Below are 23,405 nucleotides of genomic sequence, written 5' to 3' on the forward strand. Positions count from 1 at the left end.
TGTCATGGGTCGGGATAGCCTTACGTCCTAGTACCCGACGTACTGTTTGGTACTTGTCGGCCGGATGTGAGGGGGACCGCACCCGACCGGGTACGGATTGATGTTGGCAAGGAGTTACCCGCTTGAGTTCCCCCGAGACGTCGTCGCGCCCGACTGCAGAGACGAGTGCGCCCGCTACCGATGGCACGATGCGCCTCACCGCGGCTCAGCGAGGAATCTTCTACGCGCAGGAGCTCGACCCGGACGTCCCGATGTCGGTGGCCGCGTTCTTCGAGTTCCACGACACGGTCGACGCCGACCTGCTCGAACGGGCCACGGTCGCCGCATGCATGGAGACCCAGTCGGGTTTCGCCCGGCTGCAGCCGGCCGGAGATGACGAGCCGCGACTCGTCGTCGACACCTCCCTCGATCTGACACTGCGCCACGTGGACCTTTCGCAATCCAACGATCCACGGCAGGCCGCTATGTCGTGGATCGACAACCACCGCTCCACGCCCGTCGACGTGCTCGCGGACAGACTGGTCACCACCCATCTCCTGCACCTCGGCGAAGGTCACTCGATCTGGTACCTGTGGTGCCACCATCTGGTCCTCGACGGCTATGGCGCCACCATCGCGATGGCCCGGGTCGCCGCGCACTACGCGGCGGGCGTCGCCGGTGAGCAGTTGCCCACGTTCGAACCCCTGTCCCTCGCGCAGCTCGCCGGCGTCGACGAGCACTACCGGCAGTCCGAACGCTTCGCCGCCGACCTCGCGTACTGGACCGAACGCCTCGCGGGATCGGCCGACGAACCGGAAATGATGTCGTTCTCAGCGACCTCCGAACCTGCCGCACCCGTGGCCATCGTCCGATCGGCCGACCTGAACAGCACGCTGACGCAACATATCCGGGACCTCGCGAAGAAGTCCGGGGTCCGCACGGCCACGATCCTGGCCACCGCCGTCGCAATCTATCTCGCCCGATTCAACGACGTCGACGATGCGACGCTGAGCCTACCACTCGCCGTCCGGGACACCGACGAACTACGTGGCTGCGCGGGCGTGACCTCCAACGTCCTGCCGATCCGCGCGCGCCTGACCGGCGATGACGGCACGTCGCCGACCGTCGCCCAGCTACTCGCCCGGGTTGACACCGAGATCGCCGGAGCGGTGCGGCATCAGTGGTTCCGCCACGAGGACATCTCCACCGAGATCCTGCCCGCCGCGCAGGGCCGCCGCGGGTTCTTCGGGCCCATGGTGAACGTGATGATGTTCATGTCCCACCTCGACTTCGGTCCCACCCGCGCCGACGTCAACGTGGTAACCACCGGGCCGGTCGAGGACATGTCGATCAATCTTTACCGCGGATTCGACGGGGGCATGCGCCTGGACCTGGAGGCGAATCCGAACATATACAGTGCCAACGACATCGAGCTGCACCACCGGCGGATCATCGACCTGCTCCATCAGCTGGTACACGTCGGCCCCGACGCTCCCGTCGCCGCCGTCACGCTGCCCGCCGATCCGGGCACCGACGGTCGTGGCGCCGCCGGTGAACACGTCACCGTCGGCGAACACACACTGATCGATCTGCTCGACGCCACCGCCGACGAGCACGGTGAACTGACCGCCCTCACCGACGACCTGGACACCACCCTCACCCATGCCGGACTGCGCGTGCGCGCCGAGCGGATCGCCCGCGCCTTGGCCGCACGCGGGGTCGGGCCCGAAGTGGTGGTGGCGGTCATGATCCCCCGGTCCGTCGACCAGGTGGTCGCGCTGCACGCCGTCACCCGTTCCGGTGCGGCGTACCTGCCCATCGACCCCGGTGAACCGGCCCCGCGACGCGCGCACATTCTCGCCACGGCCCGGCCGGCACTCGTCATCGCCGCCGATACCCCACACGCGGGCATCGATGTCCCGGTGGTGACCCTCGACGATCTGGCCGCCGACACCACCGGCGTCGCACCCGCCCGGCCCCGGCCCGACCACCCCGCGTATGTCCTGTTCACCTCCGGCTCCACCGGCCTGCCCAAGGGTGTGGTGATCAGTCACCGTGCCATCGTCAACCGGCTTCGCTGGATGCAGGCGGAATACGCGCTGACCGAACAGGATCGCGTCCTGCAGAAGACCCCGGCCACCTTCGACGTGTCGGTGTGGGAATTCTATTGGCCGTTCATCGTCGGCGCGGGTCTGGTGGTGCCCACCCCCGACGGACATCGCGATCCCTGGTATCTGCGCGAGACGATCGCCCGGCACGGTGTCACCACGGTGCATTTCGTGCCGTCGATGCTGTCGGCGTTCGCCGCCGCCCACGCCGACGGCGCCGGGGACGATCTGCGCGGCCTGCGCCGTATCATCACCAGCGGCGAAGCGCTCACACCGACCACCGTCGCCGCGATGGCCGCGATCTGCCCGGCGCCCGTCCACAATCTGTATGGGCCCACCGAGGCCGCCATCGACGTGACCCACCACAATGACTGCCGCGCGGACGATTCGGTGATTCCCATCGGCCGCCCCGTCTGGAACACCACCGTCCGGGTACTCGACCGCGCGTTACGGCCACAGCCCGCCGGGGCGATCGGAGAACTGTATCTGGGCGGGGTACAACTGGCCCGCGGGTATGTGAACCGGCCCGCGCTCACCGCCTCCCGATTCGTCGCCGACCCGTTCGGCGGCCCGGGCGAGAGGCTGTACCGCACGGGTGACCTGGTGCGCATGCGGATCGACGGCGCACTGGAGTACGTGGGCCGCGACGACGCCCAGGTCAAGATCCGCGGGCAACGCGTAGAACTGGGCGAGGTCGAAAGCGCACTCACCCAGCTGCCGGGGGTGCGTTCGGCGGCCGCCGTGATCGTCGGCGGGACCACCGCCGACACCGCCATCCTCGCCGGATATGTCTGCGGTGCCGACAATCTCAACAGTCAGGTCATGCGCAAAGAGCTTTCCGCGCATCTGCCCGCGCATATGGTGCCCACGGCGATAGTCGTCCTCGACGATCTGCCGCTCACGCCGAGCGGCAAGCTCGACCGTCGCGCACTTCCCGAACCCGTACTCGGCGAACCGGACGCCGAGATGGTGGTGCCCACCGACCGGTTGTCGCGGCTGGTGACCCGCACCATCGGCGATGTCCTGGGTATCGCCGACGCACCGGAGATCGGTGCACCGCACCACACCGGGGTGTCGATGACGACCGGCTTCTTCGACCTCGGCGGCAATTCGCTGGCCGCCACCCGGGTCGCCGCACGCCTGTCCGCGGCGACCGGGCGCCGGATCGGTATCCGGGCCATCTTCGACGGTGACGACGCCGCGGGCATCGTCGCCGCGCTGCGGGAGTCGGGCGTCACCGATGACGACGTGGCCGACAATATGGGATCGGCGGCACCGACCGGCCCCGATGACGCACTGACCGCCGACGCACTGACCGATGACACACTGACCGCCGACCAGCGGGCGGTACCGCTGTCCCCGGCCCAGCACCGACTGTGGCTGACCGCCCGGATCGACCCCCGGGAATCGGCGGCCTACCATATCCCGTTCACCGTACGGTTTGTCGGACCGCTCGACGTCGAGGCGCTGCGTGCCGCATTGAACGACGTGGTCGCCCGCCACGAGCCGTTGCGCACCACGGTGTCGGAGGTCGACGGCATCGCGTACCAGCGGATCGTCGACGTCCGGCCCGACCTCATCGAACTCGACACCCACAGCGGGGATGCGCTCTCCGACCGCGACTTCGCGCGGCTGCCCATCGACCTGGCCACCGACCTGCCGATCCGGGCCCGACTCGTCACCCACGCAGACGACGATCACAGCCTGACCATGGTGATTCATCACATCGCCGCCGACGGCTGGTCGCTGGCTCCCCTGGCCGCCGACCTCGCCGCCGCCTACCGGGCACGCCGCGAGAACACCGCCCCCGCATGGACCGCACTGCCGGTCAGCTATAGCCGGGCCGCGCTCGCCGCCCACACCTGGCTCGACGATCCCCGCTCGAGCGCCCCGGCCGAACTCGATTTCTGGTCACGCACGCTGCGCGACACCCCGGCTGAAACCGAACTGCCCTACACCGGTCAACGACCAACAAGCGCGAGACCAACGAGCGCGAGACCAACGAGCGCGGGACCAACGAGCGGAGTGCTCGCCGGAGCCACGGCGCACTCGGCGATCGCCCCCGAGGTACTGGTCCGGCTCCGCGACATCGCGGCCGCCCACGACGCGACGATGTTCATGGTGCTGCACGCGGTGGTGGCGGTGTTGCTGCGCACCCTTTCCCGCACCGACGACATCGTGCTGGGCACCGCCGTATCGGGGCGTGGCGCAGCCGAACTCGACTCGCTGGTCGGTATGTTCGTCAACACGCTCGCGCTGCGCACCCGAACCGACAAGTCACTGACGTTCGCGGAGTTCCTCGCACAGGTCAAGTCCGCCGATCTCGACGCCTTCGACAACGCCTCCTATCCGTTCGACAGGATCGTCGCCGAACTCAATCCGGCGCGCGGTGGCACCGGCCAGCCGTTCTTCAGCGTGGCCGTCGGACTCGACGACGATGTCGCCATCGACTTGGACTTCCCCGGACTGTCGGTGACGGCCTCGCGCGTCGACACCGGTATCGCCAAATTCGATCTGCACGTGTCGTTCGTCCCGCACCGAGTGACCACGGGCAGCCTGCCGTCCCGGATGGATATCGAGTTCTCCTACGCAACAGATCTTTTCGATCGGACCACAATCGACGCCCTGGCCATCCGACTGCAGCGGGTGCTGGCCGCGGTCACCGCTGACCCGTACATCGTGATCGGCGACATCGAGGTTCTGGAACCGCACGAACGCATCGCTCTCGTGCCCGCGCCCGGTCGCGCCTCACGCACCCCCCGGCACCTGTCGCAACTCCTGGCCGATGCCGTGCGCGAGGCGCCCGGGACGACGGCTGTGGTCGACGGCGACAGGTCACTCACCTACACCGAACTCGATCGCCTCGCCAACCGGCTTGCCCGCGTGCTGATCCGGGCCGGAGCCGGACCCGAACAGTATGTGGCGGTGTCGTTGCCGCGCAGCATGGCGTCGCTGGTGGCGATCTGGGCGATCACCCGCACCGGTGCCGCCTGGGTGCCGGTCGACCCCGCCTACCCCGCTCGCCGCCGGTCGTTCATGCTCGCCGATTCCGGTGCACGGCTGGTGATCACCGATATCGACCACGCCGGTGACACCGATCCCGAATCCGGCCCGGACTCCGGACACCGGACCATCGTTCTCGGAAGCCCCGAACTGGCCGCCGAACTCGACGCGTATTCGTCGGCACCGATCGTCGATGCCGAACGCACCGCACCGATTCGCGTCGATCACATCGCCTACCTGATCTACACCTCCGGCACCACCGGCACCCCGAAGGGCGTGGCGGTCACCCACCGCGGCCTGGCAGATCTGCTGGCCTCCGCCGTCGAAAATTACGGCGTTCATTCGAACAGCCGTACGATACAACTTGTTTCACCGAGTTTTGACGCCTCGATCCTCGAACTGCTCAGCCCGCTCGCTACGTCCTCGACAATGTACATAGTGCCGCCCGGCATTGTCGGCGGCCGCGAGCTGTCCGACTTCATCGCTCGCCATCGCATCACCCACGCGTTCATGACACCGTCGCTGCTGACGGCGATGTCGCCGGCCGACGTCCCCGAACTCCGGTCCCTGGTGATCGGTGGGGAGGCGCCGAACCCCGACGCGGTGCGTCAGTGGTCGATCGACCGGATGCTGTTCAACGGATACGGCCCCACCGAAACCACGGTCATGGTGACCTCGTCGGACCCGCTGACCGCCGCGGACGTGTTCGCGGACGGCTCGGTGCCGCTCGGTTCTCCGCTGCGCGGGGCGTCGTTGCTGGTTCTCGACGAGCGACTGCGCCCGGTGGCACCCGGCGTTGTCGGCGAGCTGTATATCGGCGGCGGTCGCCTGGCCCGCGGATATCACGGTGCGGCGGCGATCACCGCGTCCCGGTTCGTCGCCAACCCGTACGGCGAGAACGGTGAACGTCTCTACCGCACAGGTGATCTCGTGCGATGGCGTGCCGATAGTCGGCTCGAGTTCCGGGGCCGTATCGATCAGCAGACCAAGATCCGCGGCTTCCGCATCCAGCTCGGTGAGATCGACGCGGTCCTCGCCGGCGATCCGTCGGTGACCCGATCGGCGACTGTCGTATCAGGTACCGGAACGCAAGCCGCTCTGGTCTCCTATGTCACCGGTACCGGGCTCGACCTACGCGCCCTGCGCACCGTGCTGTCCGATCATCTACCGGCGCACATGGTCCCGCCGACGATCGTACGAGTCGACACCATCCCGCTGACCCCGGTGGGCAAGACCGATCTGCGGGCACTTCCCGACCCTCGGACACTCGCGGCCGGCGATGTCGATATCGTCGGCACGGCCGAGTACGTGGCCCCGCGCGGACCGATCGAGGCCCGGATCGCCGCGACCGTCGCCGAAATCCTGGAACTCGAACCCGATTCGGTGGGCCGGGACCACGACTTCTTCGCCCTCGGTGGCAACTCCCTGCTGGCGACGGTGATGGGCGGGCAACTCGAAGCACTCGCCGGCCGGCGCGTCCCGGTCCGGGCGATCTTCGAGCACCCCCGGATCGCGGATCTGGCGAGGTTTGTCGCCGAATGCACCCCCGACGTCCGTGAGCTGCCGGGTCTGGTGCACGATCCCGGTGCCCCCGCCGAGCCGGGGACCGCTCAGCACCGGATGTGGTTCGCCAACCGGATCAACGAGGCCGGCGCGGAGTATGCGATCGCGTTCGCCCTGGATCTGCGCGGACCGCTCGACGTGGATGCTCTGCGGGGTGCGCTGCTGGCCGCCGTCGAACGCCACGAGCCGCTGCGCACGCGCTACCCGGAGTCCGATGGCAGGCCGGTGCTCGACATCCGACCGGCGGGCGAGGTCACCTTCTCCCTGGAGGCCGTCACCGCCGACGCCGACGAGTGGCTCGCGCTGGCACGGGAATCGGCCAGGTTGCCCTTCGATCTCACCACCGAACTGCCGCTGCGGGTGTGGCTGCACCGGCTGGCCCCCGACCATCACAAGCTCACGGTCGTCATCCACCACATCGCCGCCGACGGCTGGTCGATGGCGCCGCTGGCCCGCGACATCACCCGCGCCTACGCCGACCTGACCGGCGGAAACGCACCGTCCCTGACCCCGCTGCCGGTGACCTACCGGGACTACCTGCGCCGCCAGGCCGCCCTGGACCTCACCGCGTCGGCGAACTGGTGGGCGCGGGAGCTGGCCGGTATCGGCACCGCCCCGGCGGTGATGGCCAGTGCCGACTACCGCGACGACGACTCGCGCGGCGCACGTGCGGGGTTCATCGAGGTGCCGTTCCCGGCGTCGGTGCGCGAGGCCCTGCGCGGACGCGTCGACACCCGACATCCTTCCGGTGCGACCGAGTTCATGGCGGTGCACGCGCTGGTGGCGTTGTTGCTGTTCCGCACGCACACCGACATCGATGTCCGGCACCACGGCGGTGACATCATCATCGGCACGCCCAGCGCCGGTCGCGACGACCACCGCCTCGGCGATGTGGTCGGCATGTTTGTCAACCTGGTGGCCCTACGCACCCGGATCGACCCGTCGGAGACGTTCGCGGATCTGCTGGCAAAGGTCCGGACGGCCGACCTGGACGCCTTCTCGCACGCCGACATCCCGATCGAGGAGGTCCTGGCCGCCGCGCCCGGATCGGCGGACGGATCCACCCGCCCCGGCGGACCGCGACTCCTCGACGTCATCCTGTCGGTGGAGAATCTGCCGTCCACTCCGTCGATCGACCTGGCCGGCCTGACGGTCACCCCGGAGGAACTCGACACCGGCGACACACGTTTCGCGTTGGAGGTGCGGGTTCGCGGCGACGTAGCACGATTCACCTACGACGCGACGGTGTTCGCCGACCAGCACGTGCGGGGCCTGGCCCTGGTGCTCGGCAGGCTCGCCGAGCAGGTGGTGGCCGACCCCGATCGACGCCTGGACGACTACCACGTCCCCGACGACTGCGTGGCCGCCGCCCTCGTGGGTGTGCCGGCCCGGCAACCACGGCATCTGGCGCTGCTGCTGGCCGACGTCGTCACCGCGCACCCCGATCGTCCGGCCGTCACCGACGGTGTGCGCGCGCTGACCTACCGCGAGTTCGGTGCCCTGACCCGGCGTTGGGCGGTGGCCCTGGCCGACCGTGGGATAGGCGCCGAAGATGCCGTGGTCGTGGCCGTCTCCCGGTCCATCGAATCGGTGGCCGTGGTGTGGGCGGTGACGACGGCCGGTGCGGCCTTCGTCCCCGTGGATCCCCGGCAGCCGGCCGAACGCGTCGCACATCTGGTGGCCGATTCGAGGGCCGTCCTCGGGATCACCGCCGAAGACTCCGTCGCCACACTGCCGCAACGGATTCCCTGGATCAGGATCGCCGATCTGGACTCCGGTCGGCACGAGGTCCCGGCGACGGCACCGGCCGTCGCGGACCCGGCATCGGTCGCCTACGTCATCTACACATCAGGCTCGACCGGACGGCCGAAGGGTGTGGCCGTCACCCACCGGGGGCTGATTGCCTTCGCCGACAGCCAGACCCGACGCTTCGGCGTCGAGCCGGGCTCGCGTACCCTGCATTTCGCCTCACCCACCTTCGACGCATCGATCCTGGAATTGTTACTGGCCGCCAATTCGGGTGCGACGCTGGTGATCGCACCGACCGATATCTACGGCGGAGACGAACTGGTCGACTTCCTCGACGATCAACGCATCACCCACGCGTTCATCACCCCGGCCGCGCTCGCGGCGGCATCGTATCGGCCGCTGCCGCACCTGCGGACACTCGGCCTGGGCGGCGAATCGCTGCGCACCGAACACATCGCGCCGTGGATTCCCGGCCGGCATGTGATCAACATGTACGGGCCCACTGAAACCACTGTGGCGGCGACGATCTCGGAACCGCTGCGAGCTACCGGACCGATCCCGATCGGCGGTCCGGTCGACGGAACCCGGCTGCTGGTGCTCGACGCACGCCTGCACCCGCTGCCGCCGTACGTGCCCGGCGAACTGTATGTGTGCGGTCCGGGCCTGGCCCGCGGCTACCACGGGCAGCCCGGCCGGACCGCGGCGGCGTTCGTGGCCCATCCCGATCGGCCCGGCGAACGCATGTACCGGACCGGCGACCTGGTGATGACCGACCATCACGGCAGGCTCATCTACCGTGGCCGCACCGACAAACAGGTCAAGGTGCGCGGGTTCCGGATCGAACTCGGTGAGATCGACGGCGCCCTGCTCGCGCATCCGTCGGTCGAGTTCGCGGTCACGGTCCCGCACGGTGACGGCGCGTCGGCAGGTCTGGCGTCATACGTGACCGTCGAGCCCGGCGCCGACATCACCGGCCCCGGTCTGCGCACAGTGCTCGCCGGACGGCTGCCACGGCACATGGTGCCCGACGCGGTGCTGGTCCTCGACCGGATTCCGTTGACCACCAGCGGTAAGGTCGACCGGTCCTCGCTCCCCGCCCCGATCCTGGCGCACGACCCGGGCGATGCCGGGCGGGCCCCGGACACCGCCGAGGAACTCGCCGTCGCCGGGGTCGTGGCCGATATCATCGGGCACCCAGCCGGGTCGATCGCCGCAACCGATGACTTCTTCGAACTCGGCGGCACCTCGCTGACCGCGACAACGCTGATCTCGCGGATCAATGCCGTGCACACGGGCGATCGCATCCCGGTGCGCGCGGTCTTCGACCAGCCGACCGTCGAAGCGCTCGCCCGGCTGGTCCGTCTCGACGGGGCCGCACCCGTCCGGCAGCGCGACCTCGGGCCGCGCCCGGAGACGCGGATTCCGCAGGCACCCAACCAGAGACGACTGTGGCTGATCTCCCGGACCGATCCGTCGGCCGCGGACTATCTGCTGCCGCTGACCATCACATTCCGCGGCGACCTCGACACGCTCGCGCTGCGCGGGGCGCTCGTGGACATCGTGTCCCGCCATGCCGTGCTGCGCACCGTGTACACCGAAACCCCCGACGGGGCCGAGGGCGCGCTCATGGACGCGGCCGAGGCCGTCGGCGATCTGCCGGTCCGCACCAACGGCGGTGTCGACGAGTATGCACGGGAATTGCTTTCCACCGGAATCGATCTCGCATCCGGTCCACCGTTGCGGGCGGTGCTGGTGGCGGTCGATCCCGGCACGCACACGCTGTTGCTGGTGATCCATCACATCGCCGCCGACGGCGCATCGCTGCCGATCCTTGTCGGCGACCTGGCGGCCGCCTATCACGAACGGGTGGCCGGTCGCACCGCACCATGGGAACCGGCCTATCCCGATTTCCGCGACTACACCCTGGCGATGACCTCGGACGAGGCGCTGGAGTCCGCCGCCGCCGACACCGACTACTGGACCGGACTCCTCGCCGACGCCCCCACCGACACCGCCGTACCGTACTCGGGGCCGGCGCCGGCCCGCGAGAGCGCGCCGCCCGGATCGAGCGTCTCCGTCGAACTCGGAACATCCCTGCGCGACAAACTGATCGACGTGGCACGAACACACCGGACCACACCGTTCACCGTCCTGCACACCGCGCTGGCCATTCTGCTGCACCGGCTCGGCGCCGGCGACGATCTCGTCATCGGCACACCCGTGAGCAACCGGGGCGTGCCCGGAGCCGGACTCGACTGCTCCGAGGTCGTGGGCATGTTCGTCAATACGCTGGCACTGCGCACACTCATCGATCCGGCCGAAGCCGCGGCCACGCTCATCGACCGGGTCCGGGACGACGACCTGGCGGCCTGGGATCACCTCGACGCCCCGTTCGACGACGTCGTCGCCGTACTCAACCCCACTCGGCGACAAGGCCATCATCCACTGCTGGGGGTGATACTGTCCGTGCACGGCTTTGCCGACAACCTGACCCCCGGCGCTCCCGACGACTCCGGCCTGTCACTCTCGTGCGGCGAATTCGACACCGGCGTAGCCAAGTTCGATGCCCAGTTCACCATCACCGGAGTCTCCGCCGGAGCCGAGCGGCCCACCCTCACCCTGACCTACGCGACCGACCTGTACACCGACGAGACCGCCCGCGCCACGACCGATCGATTTGTCCGGGTCCTGCACGCGCTGACCGAAACACCTGAACTTCCCGTCGGCGACATCGCCCTCAGCGGCCCGGACGAGCTGGCCCGGTTGACCCCCGCGGCCGGTCCGCGGGCGGGGCGGCCGGCAACTCTGGCCGAACTGTTCGCCCGTGCCGTCGCCTCCGACCCCGGCGGTATCGCGGCGATCTCGGAAACCGACAACGGCGCCGCCGTGTCCATCACCTACACCGAACTCGACACCCGCTCCACCCGGCTCGCGCGGGTTCTGCTCGAGCGGGGCGTGAACGGCGATCCACGGCGGCAAAGCGTGGTGGCGATGGCCGTCGGCCGGTCCGTCGACGCGCTGATCGCGATCTGGGCGATCACCAAGACCGGCGCCGCGTACCTGCCCGTCGACCCCGGATATCCGCGCGATCGCATCACCTACATGCTCACCGACAGCCGCGCCGAACTCGTTCTCGCCGCCGACCGGGCCACCGCGGCCGCCATCACGGCCGACCGGCCCGACACACCGGCACTCTGCCTCGATGATCTGGCGGTGCTCCGGCAGATAGCCGCTTCGTCCGCCGAACCGTTGACCGGGCGGGAACGCCCCGCCATCACGGTCGATCATCTGGCGTACATCATCTACACGTCGGGATCGACAGGCACCCCGAAGGGTGTTCTGGTGCCGCATCGGGGTCTGGGCGCGGTGAGTGAACAACTCGCGACGATGATGCGCCCGCGCACCGGCTCCCGGGTCCTGGCCTTCGCCTCCCCCGGCTTCGACGCGTCCGTGCTGGAACTGCTGCTGGCCACCGCGTCGGCGTCCACGATGGTGATCGCCGGCCCCGACATCCTCGGCGGCGACGACCTCACCGCGTTCATCGCCCGCAACAGCATCACGCACGCCTTCATCACCCCGGCCGCAGTGGCCGGCATGGACCCCACCGCGGTGCCCGGGCTGACCCAACTGGCGGTGGGCGGCGAAGCCGTGCCGGCCGATCTCGTACGCCGGTGGGCGCCGGGACGCGTCCTGCATAACGTCTACGGCCCCACCGAGTCGACGATCATCGTCACCAACAGCCAGGTGGCGCAGGGCGATCCGGTCACCATCGGGCAGCCGAACCGCGGTGTGGCGGTGGCCGTCCTCGATACCCGGCTGCATCCGGTGCCGCCGGGGGTGGTCGGTGAGCTGTATGTGCTCGGCGAGCAGGTGACCCGCGGCTATCAGGGCCGGCCGGGGCTCACCGCCACCCGGTACCTCGCGGTGCCGGCGACGCTGGAACGCACGGGCTCGCAACGCATGTACCGCACCGGCGATCTGGTGCGATGGACCACCGCCGGCGCCCTGGAGTATGTGGGCCGCTCCGACGATCAGGTACAGATCCGAGGATTCCGGGTCGAATTGTCCGAGATCGACAGCGCGGCCGGCGACTGCCCCGGTGTACGCGGCTGCGTGACCGTCGTCGACGATCGACGCGGCTCCCCCGTCCTGCGCAGCTACCTCATCGGGAACGACGACGCGGCACCGGATCTGGCCGATCGGACGCGTGAATCCCTCGGCCGACGGTTGCCCAGGCACATGGTGCCCACCAGCATCACCGTGCTCGAGGAGTTCCCGCGCACCCGCAACGGCAAACTCGATGTCGCCGCGCTGCCGATCCCTGACGGCGACGGTGGCCGCGCCCCGCGGACCGTCACCGAAGCACTGATCGCGCAGGCGTTCTCGGACGTTCTGGGCGGAGCACCGGTGAGCGCCGACGACGACTTCTTCGACCTGGGCGGGACGTCGCTGACGGCCACCACGCTCGTATCCCGGCTGCGGTCCCTCGGCGTCGACACCTCGGTCCGGCAACTGTTCACCTCACCGAGCCCCGCCGAGCTGGCCGCACTGTTGCCCGAATCACCGGCCCTGCCGGCATCACCGGCTCCCGCCATACCCGCCGGTCCGCGACCGATCACCGGAATACCGTTGGCCCCCATGCAGCGACGGCTGTGGCTGTTCGCCCGCAGCGCACCCCGGTCCGCCGACTATCTGCTGCCGCTGATCGTCGAACTGCACGGTCATCTGGATATCGCATCGTTGCGGAACGCGCTCATCGACGTGGTCGCCCGACATACGGCGCTGCGTACCACATTCGCCGACACCCCTGACGGCGCTATGGGCACCATCGTGGCGGACCCGGCCTCGGTCGTCGGCGACCTCCCGGTACGCGAGGACGTCGACGCCGCCGACTGTGCCGGCCGGTTGTGCGACACCGGAATCGATATCACCGTCGAGGCACCGTTCCGGGCCGCGCTGGTGCGGTGCGAGGCCGACCACCACGCGCTGGTCCTTCTCGTCCATCACATCGCCGCCGACGGCGCATCGCTGCCGATCGTGGTCGGCGACCTGCTGACCGCGTACACCGAACGCGCCGCCGGGCGCCGCGCCGTGTGGGAACCGGCGGGCCCGGATTACCGCGACTACGCCTTCGCCATGGCCGGAGCAGGCCGGACCGGCAGCGGGCAGGCCGATCGGGCCTCAGCGGCGCTGGCGTACTGGACCGATGCGTTGCGGGGTGCGCCCGCCGAGACCACTCTGCCCCCGGTCGGACACCCGCCGACGGGCCGAACGTCCGGTGCGACGGTGTCGATCGAACTGGAAGAGTCGCTGCGCGACAGCCTGATCGGATTTGCCCGCGCCCGCCGCAGCACGCCCTTCTCGATGCTGCATACCGCGCTGGCGATCCTGCTGCACAGACTCGGCACCGGTGACGATCTGGTGATCGGCACGCCCGCCGCGGGCCGCGCAGACTATCCGGGGGTGGTCGGCATGTTCGTCAACACGCTCGCACTGCGCACCGTGTTGGCCCACTCCGACAGCGCCGAAACGCTTCTCGCGCAGGTGACGGCCGACGACGCCGCGGCCTGGGATCATCTCGACGCGCCGTTCGACGACGTCGTCGCGGCCGTCAACCCCGATCGGGTGCCCGGGCGTCATCCGCTGGTGGGCATCGTACTGTCCGTGCACGACTACGCCGACACCGTCGACGCACACCTCGACGTGTTGCCTGGGCTGCGTGCCACGGTCCGCGAATCCGACACCGGAGCAGCGAAATTCGACGCGCAGTTCACCGTCACCGGGATGCGGGAGTCGGCCGCGGCCCCACGTATCAGCCTCACCTATGACACCGGACGCTACGACGACAGTCATGCGGCCGCACTCCTGCGGCGACTCGTGCGGGTGATCACCACGATCGTCACCACCCCCGGGGCCACGATCGGCGACATCGCGGTGACCGAACCCGGCGAGATCCGTGCGATCGCACCGGCCGCCGGATCACCGGCCCCCGAGGCCGTCACCGTCCGCCAGATCCTTGCCGGCGCCGTCATGTCGGCGCCCGCGACGGTGGCGGTGGTCGGCGACAACTGCACCGGGACAGCATGTTCGATGACCTACGCCGAACTGGATGCCCGCTCCAACGCGCTCGCGAGGGTGCTGCTGGGCCGTCTCCCATCGCGCTGGGACGGACATCAACCGGTGATCGCCATGGCCCTGACCCGCTCGGTCGACGCGCTCGTCGCCTTCTGGGCGATCGTCAAGACCGGCGCGGTGTATCTGCCGATCGATCCCGGCTATCCGGCAGAACGGATCGCGCACATGCTCACCGACTCGGACGCGACGCTCGTGGTGACCACCGCCGCCGACGCCGCACTACGCGACGGACGGCACGCCGTGCTGCTCGACGACCCCGACACCCGCTCCCTGCTGTCGCTGGTGTCCACCGCGCCGATCGCCGACTCGGCAAGACGCGCAAGGCTCACCCCGGACCACCTGGCGTACCTGATCTACACCTCCGGATCGACCGGAACACCGAAGGGCGTCCTGGTCCCGCACCGTGGCATCGCCGCCCTGAGCACCACCCTGCGAAGCCGTATGAACACCGAAAGCACTTCGCGGGTACTGCATTTCGCATCACCCAGTTTCGACGCGGCCATCCTGGAGATGCTGCTGTCCACCGCCGCCGCGTCGACCGCGGTGATCGTGCCGCCGGGCATCTACGGCGGCGCCGACCTCACCACGTTCATCGACCGGCACCGCATCACCCACGCGTTCATCACACCGGCCGCGGTGGCCGGGATGGATCCGGCGGCGGCACCGTCGCTGACGCATCTCGGCGTGGGTGGCGAGGCCACGAACCCACAGGTGGTGCGGGCATGGGCGGCCGGCCGCACGATGGTCAACTTCTACGGCCCCACCGAGGCCACCGTCACCACCACCAGCGGCGTGCTGCTCGGCGACGCCCCCGTCACCATCGGCGGCCCGAACGCCGGAGTCGGCGCCGTCGTCCTCGACGCGCGCCTGCATCCGGTACCGGCCGGCGTGACCGGTGAGCTGTACCTGCTCGGCGATCAGATCGCGCGGGGTTACCACGGGCAGACGGCTCTGACCGCGGCCCGCTTCGTCGCCGCTCCCGCCGCACTCGGTCCCGGCCATGCCGGGCGGCGGATATATCGCACCGGCGACCTCGTCCGGTGGACCGTCACCGCATCCGGGGCGGCCGGCGCTCTCGAGTACCTGGGCCGCGCCGACACCCAGGTACAGGTGCGGGGCTTCCGGATCGAACTCTCCGAGATCGACGCCGTCCTCGCCGCGCAGCCGGGTGTACGCAGCGCCGTCACCGTCGTCGACACCCGCAACGGCACTGCGATATTGCGCAGCTATGTGATCGGGGACCGATCCGCCGCGCAGCCGCCCGACCCGACTGTGCTGCGCTCATCGGTCGCCCGCCGGCTGCCCCGGCACATGGTGCCCGCGACCGTCGCCGTCCTCGACGAACTCCCGCTGACCCCGGCCGGAAAGCTGGACCAGCGGGCGCTGCCGATACCGCGCACCGCTCCCGGCCGGGCACCGGCGCCCGGACCCGAATCGATCATCGCCGCCGAGTTCACCCGGCTGCTCGGCCTCGACGTCGGCGGCGACCCGGCCGAACCCGGCGCCGCGGGGGCAGACGCGGTGGGGGCGGATGACGGCTTCTTCGACCTGGGCGGAACCTCCCTGCTGGCGACCACTGCGGCGACGCGGCTCAGCGCCGCGCTCGGCACCGAGGTCACCGTGCAAATGCTGTTCGCCGCACCCAGCCCGGCGGAGTTGGCCGTCGCGCTCGCCACAACCGGACCCACCACCGTGTCGCCCGCGTTCGCCACTGTCCTGCCGTTGCGCCGGCCCACGGCCGACGGGCACACCCCGCCGCCGCTGTTCGTGATCCACCCGGCGATGGGATTGTCGTGGAGCTACAGCGCCCTGCTGCCGCACATCGGCGCGGGTCGGGCCGTGTACGGCCTCCAGCACCCCGGGCTTGCGGGCACCGATATCGCCACCCGGTCGGGAACCATCTTGATCGGTGATCTTGCCGCACATTACGTCCGGCTGATCACCGAGATCGTACCCACCGGGCCCTACCACCTGCTGGGCTGGTCGATCGGTGGACTCGTCGCCCACGAGATCGCCGCCACCCTGCAACGCGACGGTCGGATCGTCGAACAGCTCACCCTGCTCGACACCTACGTCGTGTCCGCACGCCCCGAATTGCAACGGCAACCGTCGACCCGGGAACTGCTCGCGGAGCTCGGTGGGGCCGCGATGCCCGCCGACGGGCCCGAACCGGGACTGCCGGAGATCGCCAGGGTGGTGCGCAGTGCGGGCGGTCCGCTCGCCGCACTCAGCGATGCCGATGTCGCGGCCCTGCACGCGGTGTATCAGCAGGCCGGTCCGGCTGCCGCGGTGTGGCATCCGGGTGTCTTCACCGGTGCCACGGTGTTCGTGACCGCCGCCGTCTCCGCTGCCATCGACCCCACCGGCAACAACCGCACCGCCGGACCGCCCGCCGTAGCGGACTGGTCCGGTCACCTCGCGGGACCGGTCCGTGTCATCGAGGCACCGTGCCGCCATGCCGATCTGCTCTCCCCGGAGTGCGTCGGGCGGTATGCCGGGCGGCTGGGCTACTGATGTCGATGGTCAACGATCGATGACGACCTATTCCTGATCGTGCCGATAACGAAATAGACCTCACATCCGCATCTGAATTCCTGTGATTTTCGCGCTTTCGAGGGGTTATTCACCTTTCGTGCGCAATTTCAGGGGAACACATCGGGATGAATGCATGCCACGCTAGGGACTTAAGCCACTGTGCATACCGGACGTTGCCGGAACGATTGTGACATCGGAGTTACCACAACGGCTGTGGGTATCGCGGACGTGCAATCAAACTCCGACGGACAGCAGCAGTCGCTCGTATGGTGGCCCCATGGCCCGCTCATCTGATGTCCAGGGGAAGGCCGCGACGGCACTTCTCGACCTCGGCAGGTTCTTCACCCGCTGGGACGAGTCCGACGACGGTCGTGCCGTGTTCCGCGAGGGCGGGCGTGCCGGAGATGTGTTCTACCGGGACCGGTGGAGTCACGACAAGATCGTGCGATCCACCCACGGCGTCAACTGCACGGGCTCCTGCTCGTGGAAGGTGTACGTCAAGGACGGCATCATCACCTGGGAAACCCAGGAAACCGACTATCCGTCGGTCGGACCGGACCGCCCCGAGTACGAGCCGCGAGGATGTCCGCGCGGAGCCGCGTTCTCGTGGTACACCTATTCGCCCACGCGCGTCCGATACCCGTACGCGCGTGGAGTCCTGGTCGAGATGTTCCGCGACGCCAAAGCGCGCCTGGGCGATTCGGTACTGGCCTGGGCCGATGTGGTCGGCGATCCACTGCGCCGTCGCGCATACCAGCAGGCCCGCGGCAAAGGTGGCCTGGTGCGGGTGAGCTGGGAGGAGGCCATTGATATCGCCGCCGCCGCACACGTACACACCATCAAGAAGTACGGCCCCGACCGGTGCGCCGGATTCTCCCCGATCCCCGCCATGTCGATGGTCTCGCATTGTGTGGGAACACGATTCATTCAGCTCATCGGCGGCGTGATGACCTCGTTCTACGACTGGTACGCCGACCTTCCGGTCGCCAGCCCGCAGGTGTTCGGTGATCAGACCGATGTACCCGAGTCCGGCGACTGGTGGGATGCCACCTATCTGATGATGTGGGGATCCAACGTGCCGGTCACCCGCACACCCGACGCCCACTGGATGGCCGAGGTCCGTTACCGGGGCACCAAGGTGGTCACCGTCAGCCCCGACTACGCCGACAACACCAAGTTCGCCGATGAATGGCTGCCGGCGCAGGCCGGCACCGATGCCGCCCTGGCGATGGCGATGGGACACGTGATTCTCACGGAGTTCTTCGTCGAGCGGCGCACCGGGTTCTTCGACAAGTATGTGCGCACCTACACCGATCTGCCGTTCCTGATCCACCTCGACGAACACGAAACCGGTTATGTTCCAGGGAAGTTCGTGACAGAAGAAGACCTCGACGGGGATAGCGGGGGTGCGGACAGTGCGAATGCAGAAGGTGAGGACGCGGCGTGGCGGACCGTGCTGCTCGATGAGAGCACCGGAGCGCCGGTGGTTCCCAACGGATCCATGGGTTTCCGGTACTCGGCCGACGGCAACGGCAGATGGAACCTCGACCTCGAAGGCGTCACCCCGGCCCTGACCCTGTTCGAACGCCCCGAGGCGCAGGCGGTTCCGGTGTCGTTCCCCGCGTTCGACACCCCGGACGGCAGCGGGGTGATCACCTCCCGCGGGGTGCCCGCGGTGCGGGTCAACGGTCACCTGGTCACCACCGTCTTCGACCTGATGCTCGCACAATACGGTGTCGCCCGCGACGGACTGCCCGGACGGTGGCCCACCGGCTACGACGACGCGAACGCACCGTACACCCCGGCCTGGCAGGCCGAGATCACCAGCGTGCCCGCCGAGGCGGCGATCCGGGTGGCCCGAGAGTTCGCCCGCAACGCGGTCGATTCCGACGGTCGTTCGATGATCATCATGGGTGCCGGCATCTGCCAGTGGTTCCACGGCGACGCCACCTATCGCGCCATTCTCACCCTGCTGATCCTCACCGGCTGCATGGGCCGCAACGGTGGGGGGTGGGCCCACTACGTGGGGCAGGAGAAGTGCCGCCCCATCACCGGCTGGATATCGCTTGCCAACGCGCTGGACTGGTCGCGGCCGCCCCGCACCATGACCGGCACGTCGTACTGGTACATGCACACCGGTCAGTGGCGCAACGACGGCTACTCGACCGCATCGCTGGCCTCGCCGCTGGCGACCGGCTCCCTGGGCGACAAACACACCGCCGACGCGATCGCCCAGTCGGCGCGGCTGGGCTGGATGCCGTTCTACCCACAGTTCGGCAGCAACCCGCTCGATGTGGGCGAGGCGGCGGCGGCCGCCGTCGAGGCCGGCACCGCCGACAGCCCCGCATCCTATGTGGCCACGCGGCTGCGGGACGGTTCGCTCACGCCCGCGATCAACGACGTCGACGCCCCGGAGAATTGGCCGCGCACTCTGGTGCTGTGGCGGTCCAATCTGCTCGGATCCTCAGCCAAGGGCAACGAATACTTCCTGCGCACCCTGCTCGGCACCCATCACAACGTGCTCGGTCACGAGAACCCGAACACACCTCGGCCCGTCGACATCGCCTGGCACGACGACCCACCCGAGGGCAAGCTCGATCTGCTGCTGTCGGCGGACTTCCGGATGACCTCCACCACCCTGCTCTCGGATGTGGTGCTACCGGCGGCCACCTGGTACGAGAAACACGATCTGTCCTCCACCGACATGCATCCGTACGTCCACGCCTTCTCCCCCGCGATCGATCCGCCGTGGGAGGCAAAAACCGACTTCGACCTGTTCCACGCTCTGGCACAAAGGCTCTCAGACCTGTCCCGCAAGCACCTGGGTGTGCGCAAGGATCTGGTGAGTGTGCCCGTGCAGCACGACACCCCCGGTGAGATGGCGCAACCGCACGGGCGGGTCGCCGACTGGCGCGACGGTGAACATCCGGTGCGACCGGGGCGGAACGCACCCAATTTCGTGGTGGCCGAACGCGATTACACGGCGATCGCCGACAAGCTGGCCTCGATCGGGCCACTCGCCGACAAGCTCGGTTTCACCGTCAAGAACGTCACCTTCGACCTCACCGAGCAGACCGGGAAGCTGGCCACGTCGAACGGGGTGATGCTCGGCGGCGCCGGCGACGGCCGGCCCGCCATCGACACCGACGCCAAACTCGCCGAGGCCATCCTCACACTGTCGGGCACCACCAACGGCGAACTCGCCGTGCAGGGTTTCCGCACCCTGCAACAGCGCGTCGGCTTCCTGCTCGACGACCTGGCCCGCGGATCGGAGGAAAAGCGGATCACCTTCGCCGACACCCAACGCGCCCCCGTCCCGGTGATCACCTCGCCCGAGTGGTCCGGGTCCGAGACGGGCGGACGGCGATACGCCCCGTTCACGGTCAACATCGAGCGACTCAAACCTTTTCACACCCTCACCGGCCGGATGCACTTCTACCTCGACCACGACTGGATGATCGATACCGGCGAGTCGTTGCCCACCTACCGGCCGCCACTGGACATGCACCGGCTCTTCGCCGAGCCGACACTGGGACCCGATGGTGCCCAACAGATCACGGTCCGCTACCTGACCCCGCATTCCAAGTGGTCGATCCATTCGGAGTACCAGGACAACCTGTTCATGCTGTCACTGTCGCGCGGCGGCCCGACGGCCTGGATGAGCCCCGACGACGCCGCCGCCATCGACGTCGCCGACAACGACTGGATCGAATGCACCAACGCCAACGGGGTGCTGGTGTGCCGGGCCGTCGTCAGCCACCGCATGCCGAAAGGTGTTATATACGTGCATCACGCTCAGGAACGCACCATCGACGTACCCAAGTCCGAGGCCACCGGACGGCGCGGCGGCATCCACAATTCGGTGACCCGGCTGCTGGTCAAACCCACCCACTTGATCGGCGGGTACGCCCAACTCTCGTACGCCTTCAACTATCTCGGGCCCACCGGAAACCAGCGCGACATGGTGTCGACGATCCGCAAACGCAACCAGGAGGTGACCTACTGATGCGCGTCATGGCTCAGGTCGGGATGGTGATGAATCTCGACAAATGCATCGGCTGCCATACCTGCTCGGTCACCTGCAAGCAGGCCTGGACCAACCGGGCGGGGACCGAGTATGTGTGGTTCAACAACGTGGAAACCCGTCCCGGACAGGGCTATCCACGGCAATACGAGGATCAGCGGAAGTGGCGCGGCGGCTGGCGGCTCAACCGTCGCGGCAAGCTACGGCTACGCACCGGTGGTCGGCTCCAGAAGCTGCTGACCCTGTTCGCCAGCCCCGTACAGCCCACCATCAACGACTACTACGAACCGTGGACCTACGACTACCAGACCCTCGTCGAGGCGCCGCTGGGCGACGACTTTCCCGTCGCCCGGCCCAAATCACTGCTCACCGGCCAGGACATGCAAGTCTCCTGGTCGGCCAACTGGGACGACAATCTCGGCGGCACGACCGAACTCGGCCACCTCGATCCGATCGTCGCCAAGCTCCGCAAAGAGTCCGAGGATGCGATCAAGTTCAGCTTCGAGCAGACCTTCATGTTCTACCTGCCGCGCATCTGCGAACACTGCCTCAACCCCTCATGTATGGCCTCGTGCCCCTCCGGGGCGATCTACAAGCGCAGCGAGGACGGCATCGTGCTGGTCGACCAGGATCAATGCCGCGGCTGGCGGCAATGCATCACCGGCTGTCCGTACAAGAAGATCTACTTCAACCACAAATCCGGAAAAGCGGAGAAGTGCACCCTCTGCTACCCGCGCGTGGAGGCCGGGCTGCCGACGGTGTGTTCGGAGACCTGCGTCGGCCGGCTGCGGTATCTCGGGGTGTTCCTCTACGACGCCGACGCGGTGACGGCGGCGGCGTCGACACCCGACGAGAAGGACCTGTACCGGGCGCAACTCGACCTGCTGCTCGATCCGAACGATCCGACGATCATCGCCGCCGCCCGCGAGAACGGTATCAGCGACGACTGGCTGGCCGCGGCCCGGCGGTCACCGGTGTACGCGCTGGCCAAGAAGTACAAGGTGGCGCTGCCGCTGCATCCGGAATACCGCACCATGCCGATGGTCTGGTACGTCCCGCCGCTCTCGCCCATCGTCGATCTGTTGGCCGATCAGGGCCACGACGCCGAATCGCACACCACCCTGTTCGGCGCCATCGACGCGCTGCGGATTCCGGTGGACTACCTGGCCGAGCTGTTCACCGCAGGTGACACCACCATCGTCGACGGGGTGCTGCGCAAGCTGGCCGCGATGCGCTCGTACATGCGTGATATCACCCTCGGCCGCGAGACACGGCCCGAGATCCCGGCCGCGGTCGGCATGACCGAGGAGCAGGTGTACGAGATGTACCGACTGCTCGCCATCGCCAAATACGATGACCGCTATGTGATTCCGACCGCGCACAGCGAACAGGCCGGTGGTCTCGATGAGACGGCGTGTTCGCTCGACTACGACGGCGGCCCCGGAATGTTCGACTCCGGCATGTTCGGGGAGGCCAGCGGACGCCCGGCGCCGGTGTCGGTGGAAACCTTCCACGCCCTGCGTCAGCGACAGACCAGTGATTCCCCCACCGGGAAGTCCGCGCTCGCCGGACGCACCAACCTGCTCAACTGGGACGGCAACGGCGCACCGGCGGGACTATTCCCGGAGAAGGCGCCACGGACATGAGAATTCCTCTGCTGCAACACAAACCCGCGATATCGGACTGGCGGATCGTCCATCAGGGCGCGTCGTGGTGCCTGAGCTACCCCGACGAGAGGCTGCTGGGACTACTGCCACTGATCCGCTCGGCCCTCGACGAACAACCGCGCAGCGGGCCGGTGGCGTTGCTCGGCAACGTCGTCGAGGCCCTGCTGCGCGCCGACCCCGACGAACTGTGCCACGCATACGTGGATGTGTTCGACCTGTCTCGCAATCACACCCTGTACCTGACATATTGGACCGACGGCGATACCAGGCGGCGCGGTGAGTCGCTCGGCGCGGTCAAACAGCTCTACCGCGACAGCGGTTTCGTCACCGACCTGCGCGGCGAACTGCCCGACCATCTGCCCATCGTGTTGGAGTTCACCGCCCGCGCGGACCAGGAGCGGGGCCTGCAACTCCTCACCCGCTATCGCGGCGCACTCGAGCAGATCGAACGGGCACTACGCGACCGGGGCAGCCTGTACTCCGACGCCCTCACCGCCGTCATCGCCACCTTGCCCGACACCCCATCTGACCTGAATCCGATTGCGCAACACCGCACACCGTTCGAATCCGTCGGACTCGAACCGTACGATCCCCGGCTGCTTCCGCTACAGCCGACGCAAGCACCGAACCGGAGATAGCAAA

The 23,405-nt window shown here is 68.5% G+C and carries 4 protein-coding genes; all 4 read left to right on the forward strand.

What is annotated here, in order from left to right; translation table 11 throughout:
* Window positions 1-188: 188 nt before the first annotated feature.
* Window positions 189-17,051 carry a non-ribosomal peptide synthetase gene (locus GII31_RS17080; RefSeq protein ID WP_260840068.1) on the forward strand — a complete coding sequence of 5,621 codons (16,863 nt, stop codon included), beginning with the start codon at window positions 189-191 and terminating at the stop codon, window positions 17,049-17,051.
* A gap of 298 nt (window positions 17,052-17,349) precedes the next feature.
* Window positions 17,350-21,078, forward strand: a complete 3,729-nt coding sequence (locus tag GII31_RS17085) for a nitrate reductase subunit alpha (RefSeq protein WP_213244572.1) — start codon at window positions 17,350-17,352, stop codon at window positions 21,076-21,078.
* Window positions 21,078-22,742 carry a nitrate reductase subunit beta gene (gene narH, locus GII31_RS17090; RefSeq protein ID WP_213244573.1) on the forward strand — a complete coding sequence of 555 codons (1,665 nt, stop codon included), beginning with the start codon at window positions 21,078-21,080 and terminating at the stop codon, window positions 22,740-22,742. The genes GII31_RS17085 and narH overlap by 1 nt, the downstream gene beginning before the upstream one ends.
* Window positions 22,739-23,401 carry a nitrate reductase molybdenum cofactor assembly chaperone gene (gene narJ / locus GII31_RS17095; RefSeq protein WP_213244574.1) on the forward strand — a complete coding sequence of 221 codons (663 nt, stop codon included), beginning with the start codon at window positions 22,739-22,741 and terminating at the stop codon, window positions 23,399-23,401. Before narH ends, narJ begins: the two co-directional genes overlap by 4 nt.
* Window positions 23,402-23,405: the final 4 nt, after the last annotated feature.

Origin of the sequence: Gordonia pseudamarae (genome assembly GCF_025273675.1) — a bacterium.
GTDB classification, from domain to species: Bacteria; Actinomycetota; Actinomycetes; order Mycobacteriales; family Mycobacteriaceae; genus Gordonia; species Gordonia pseudamarae.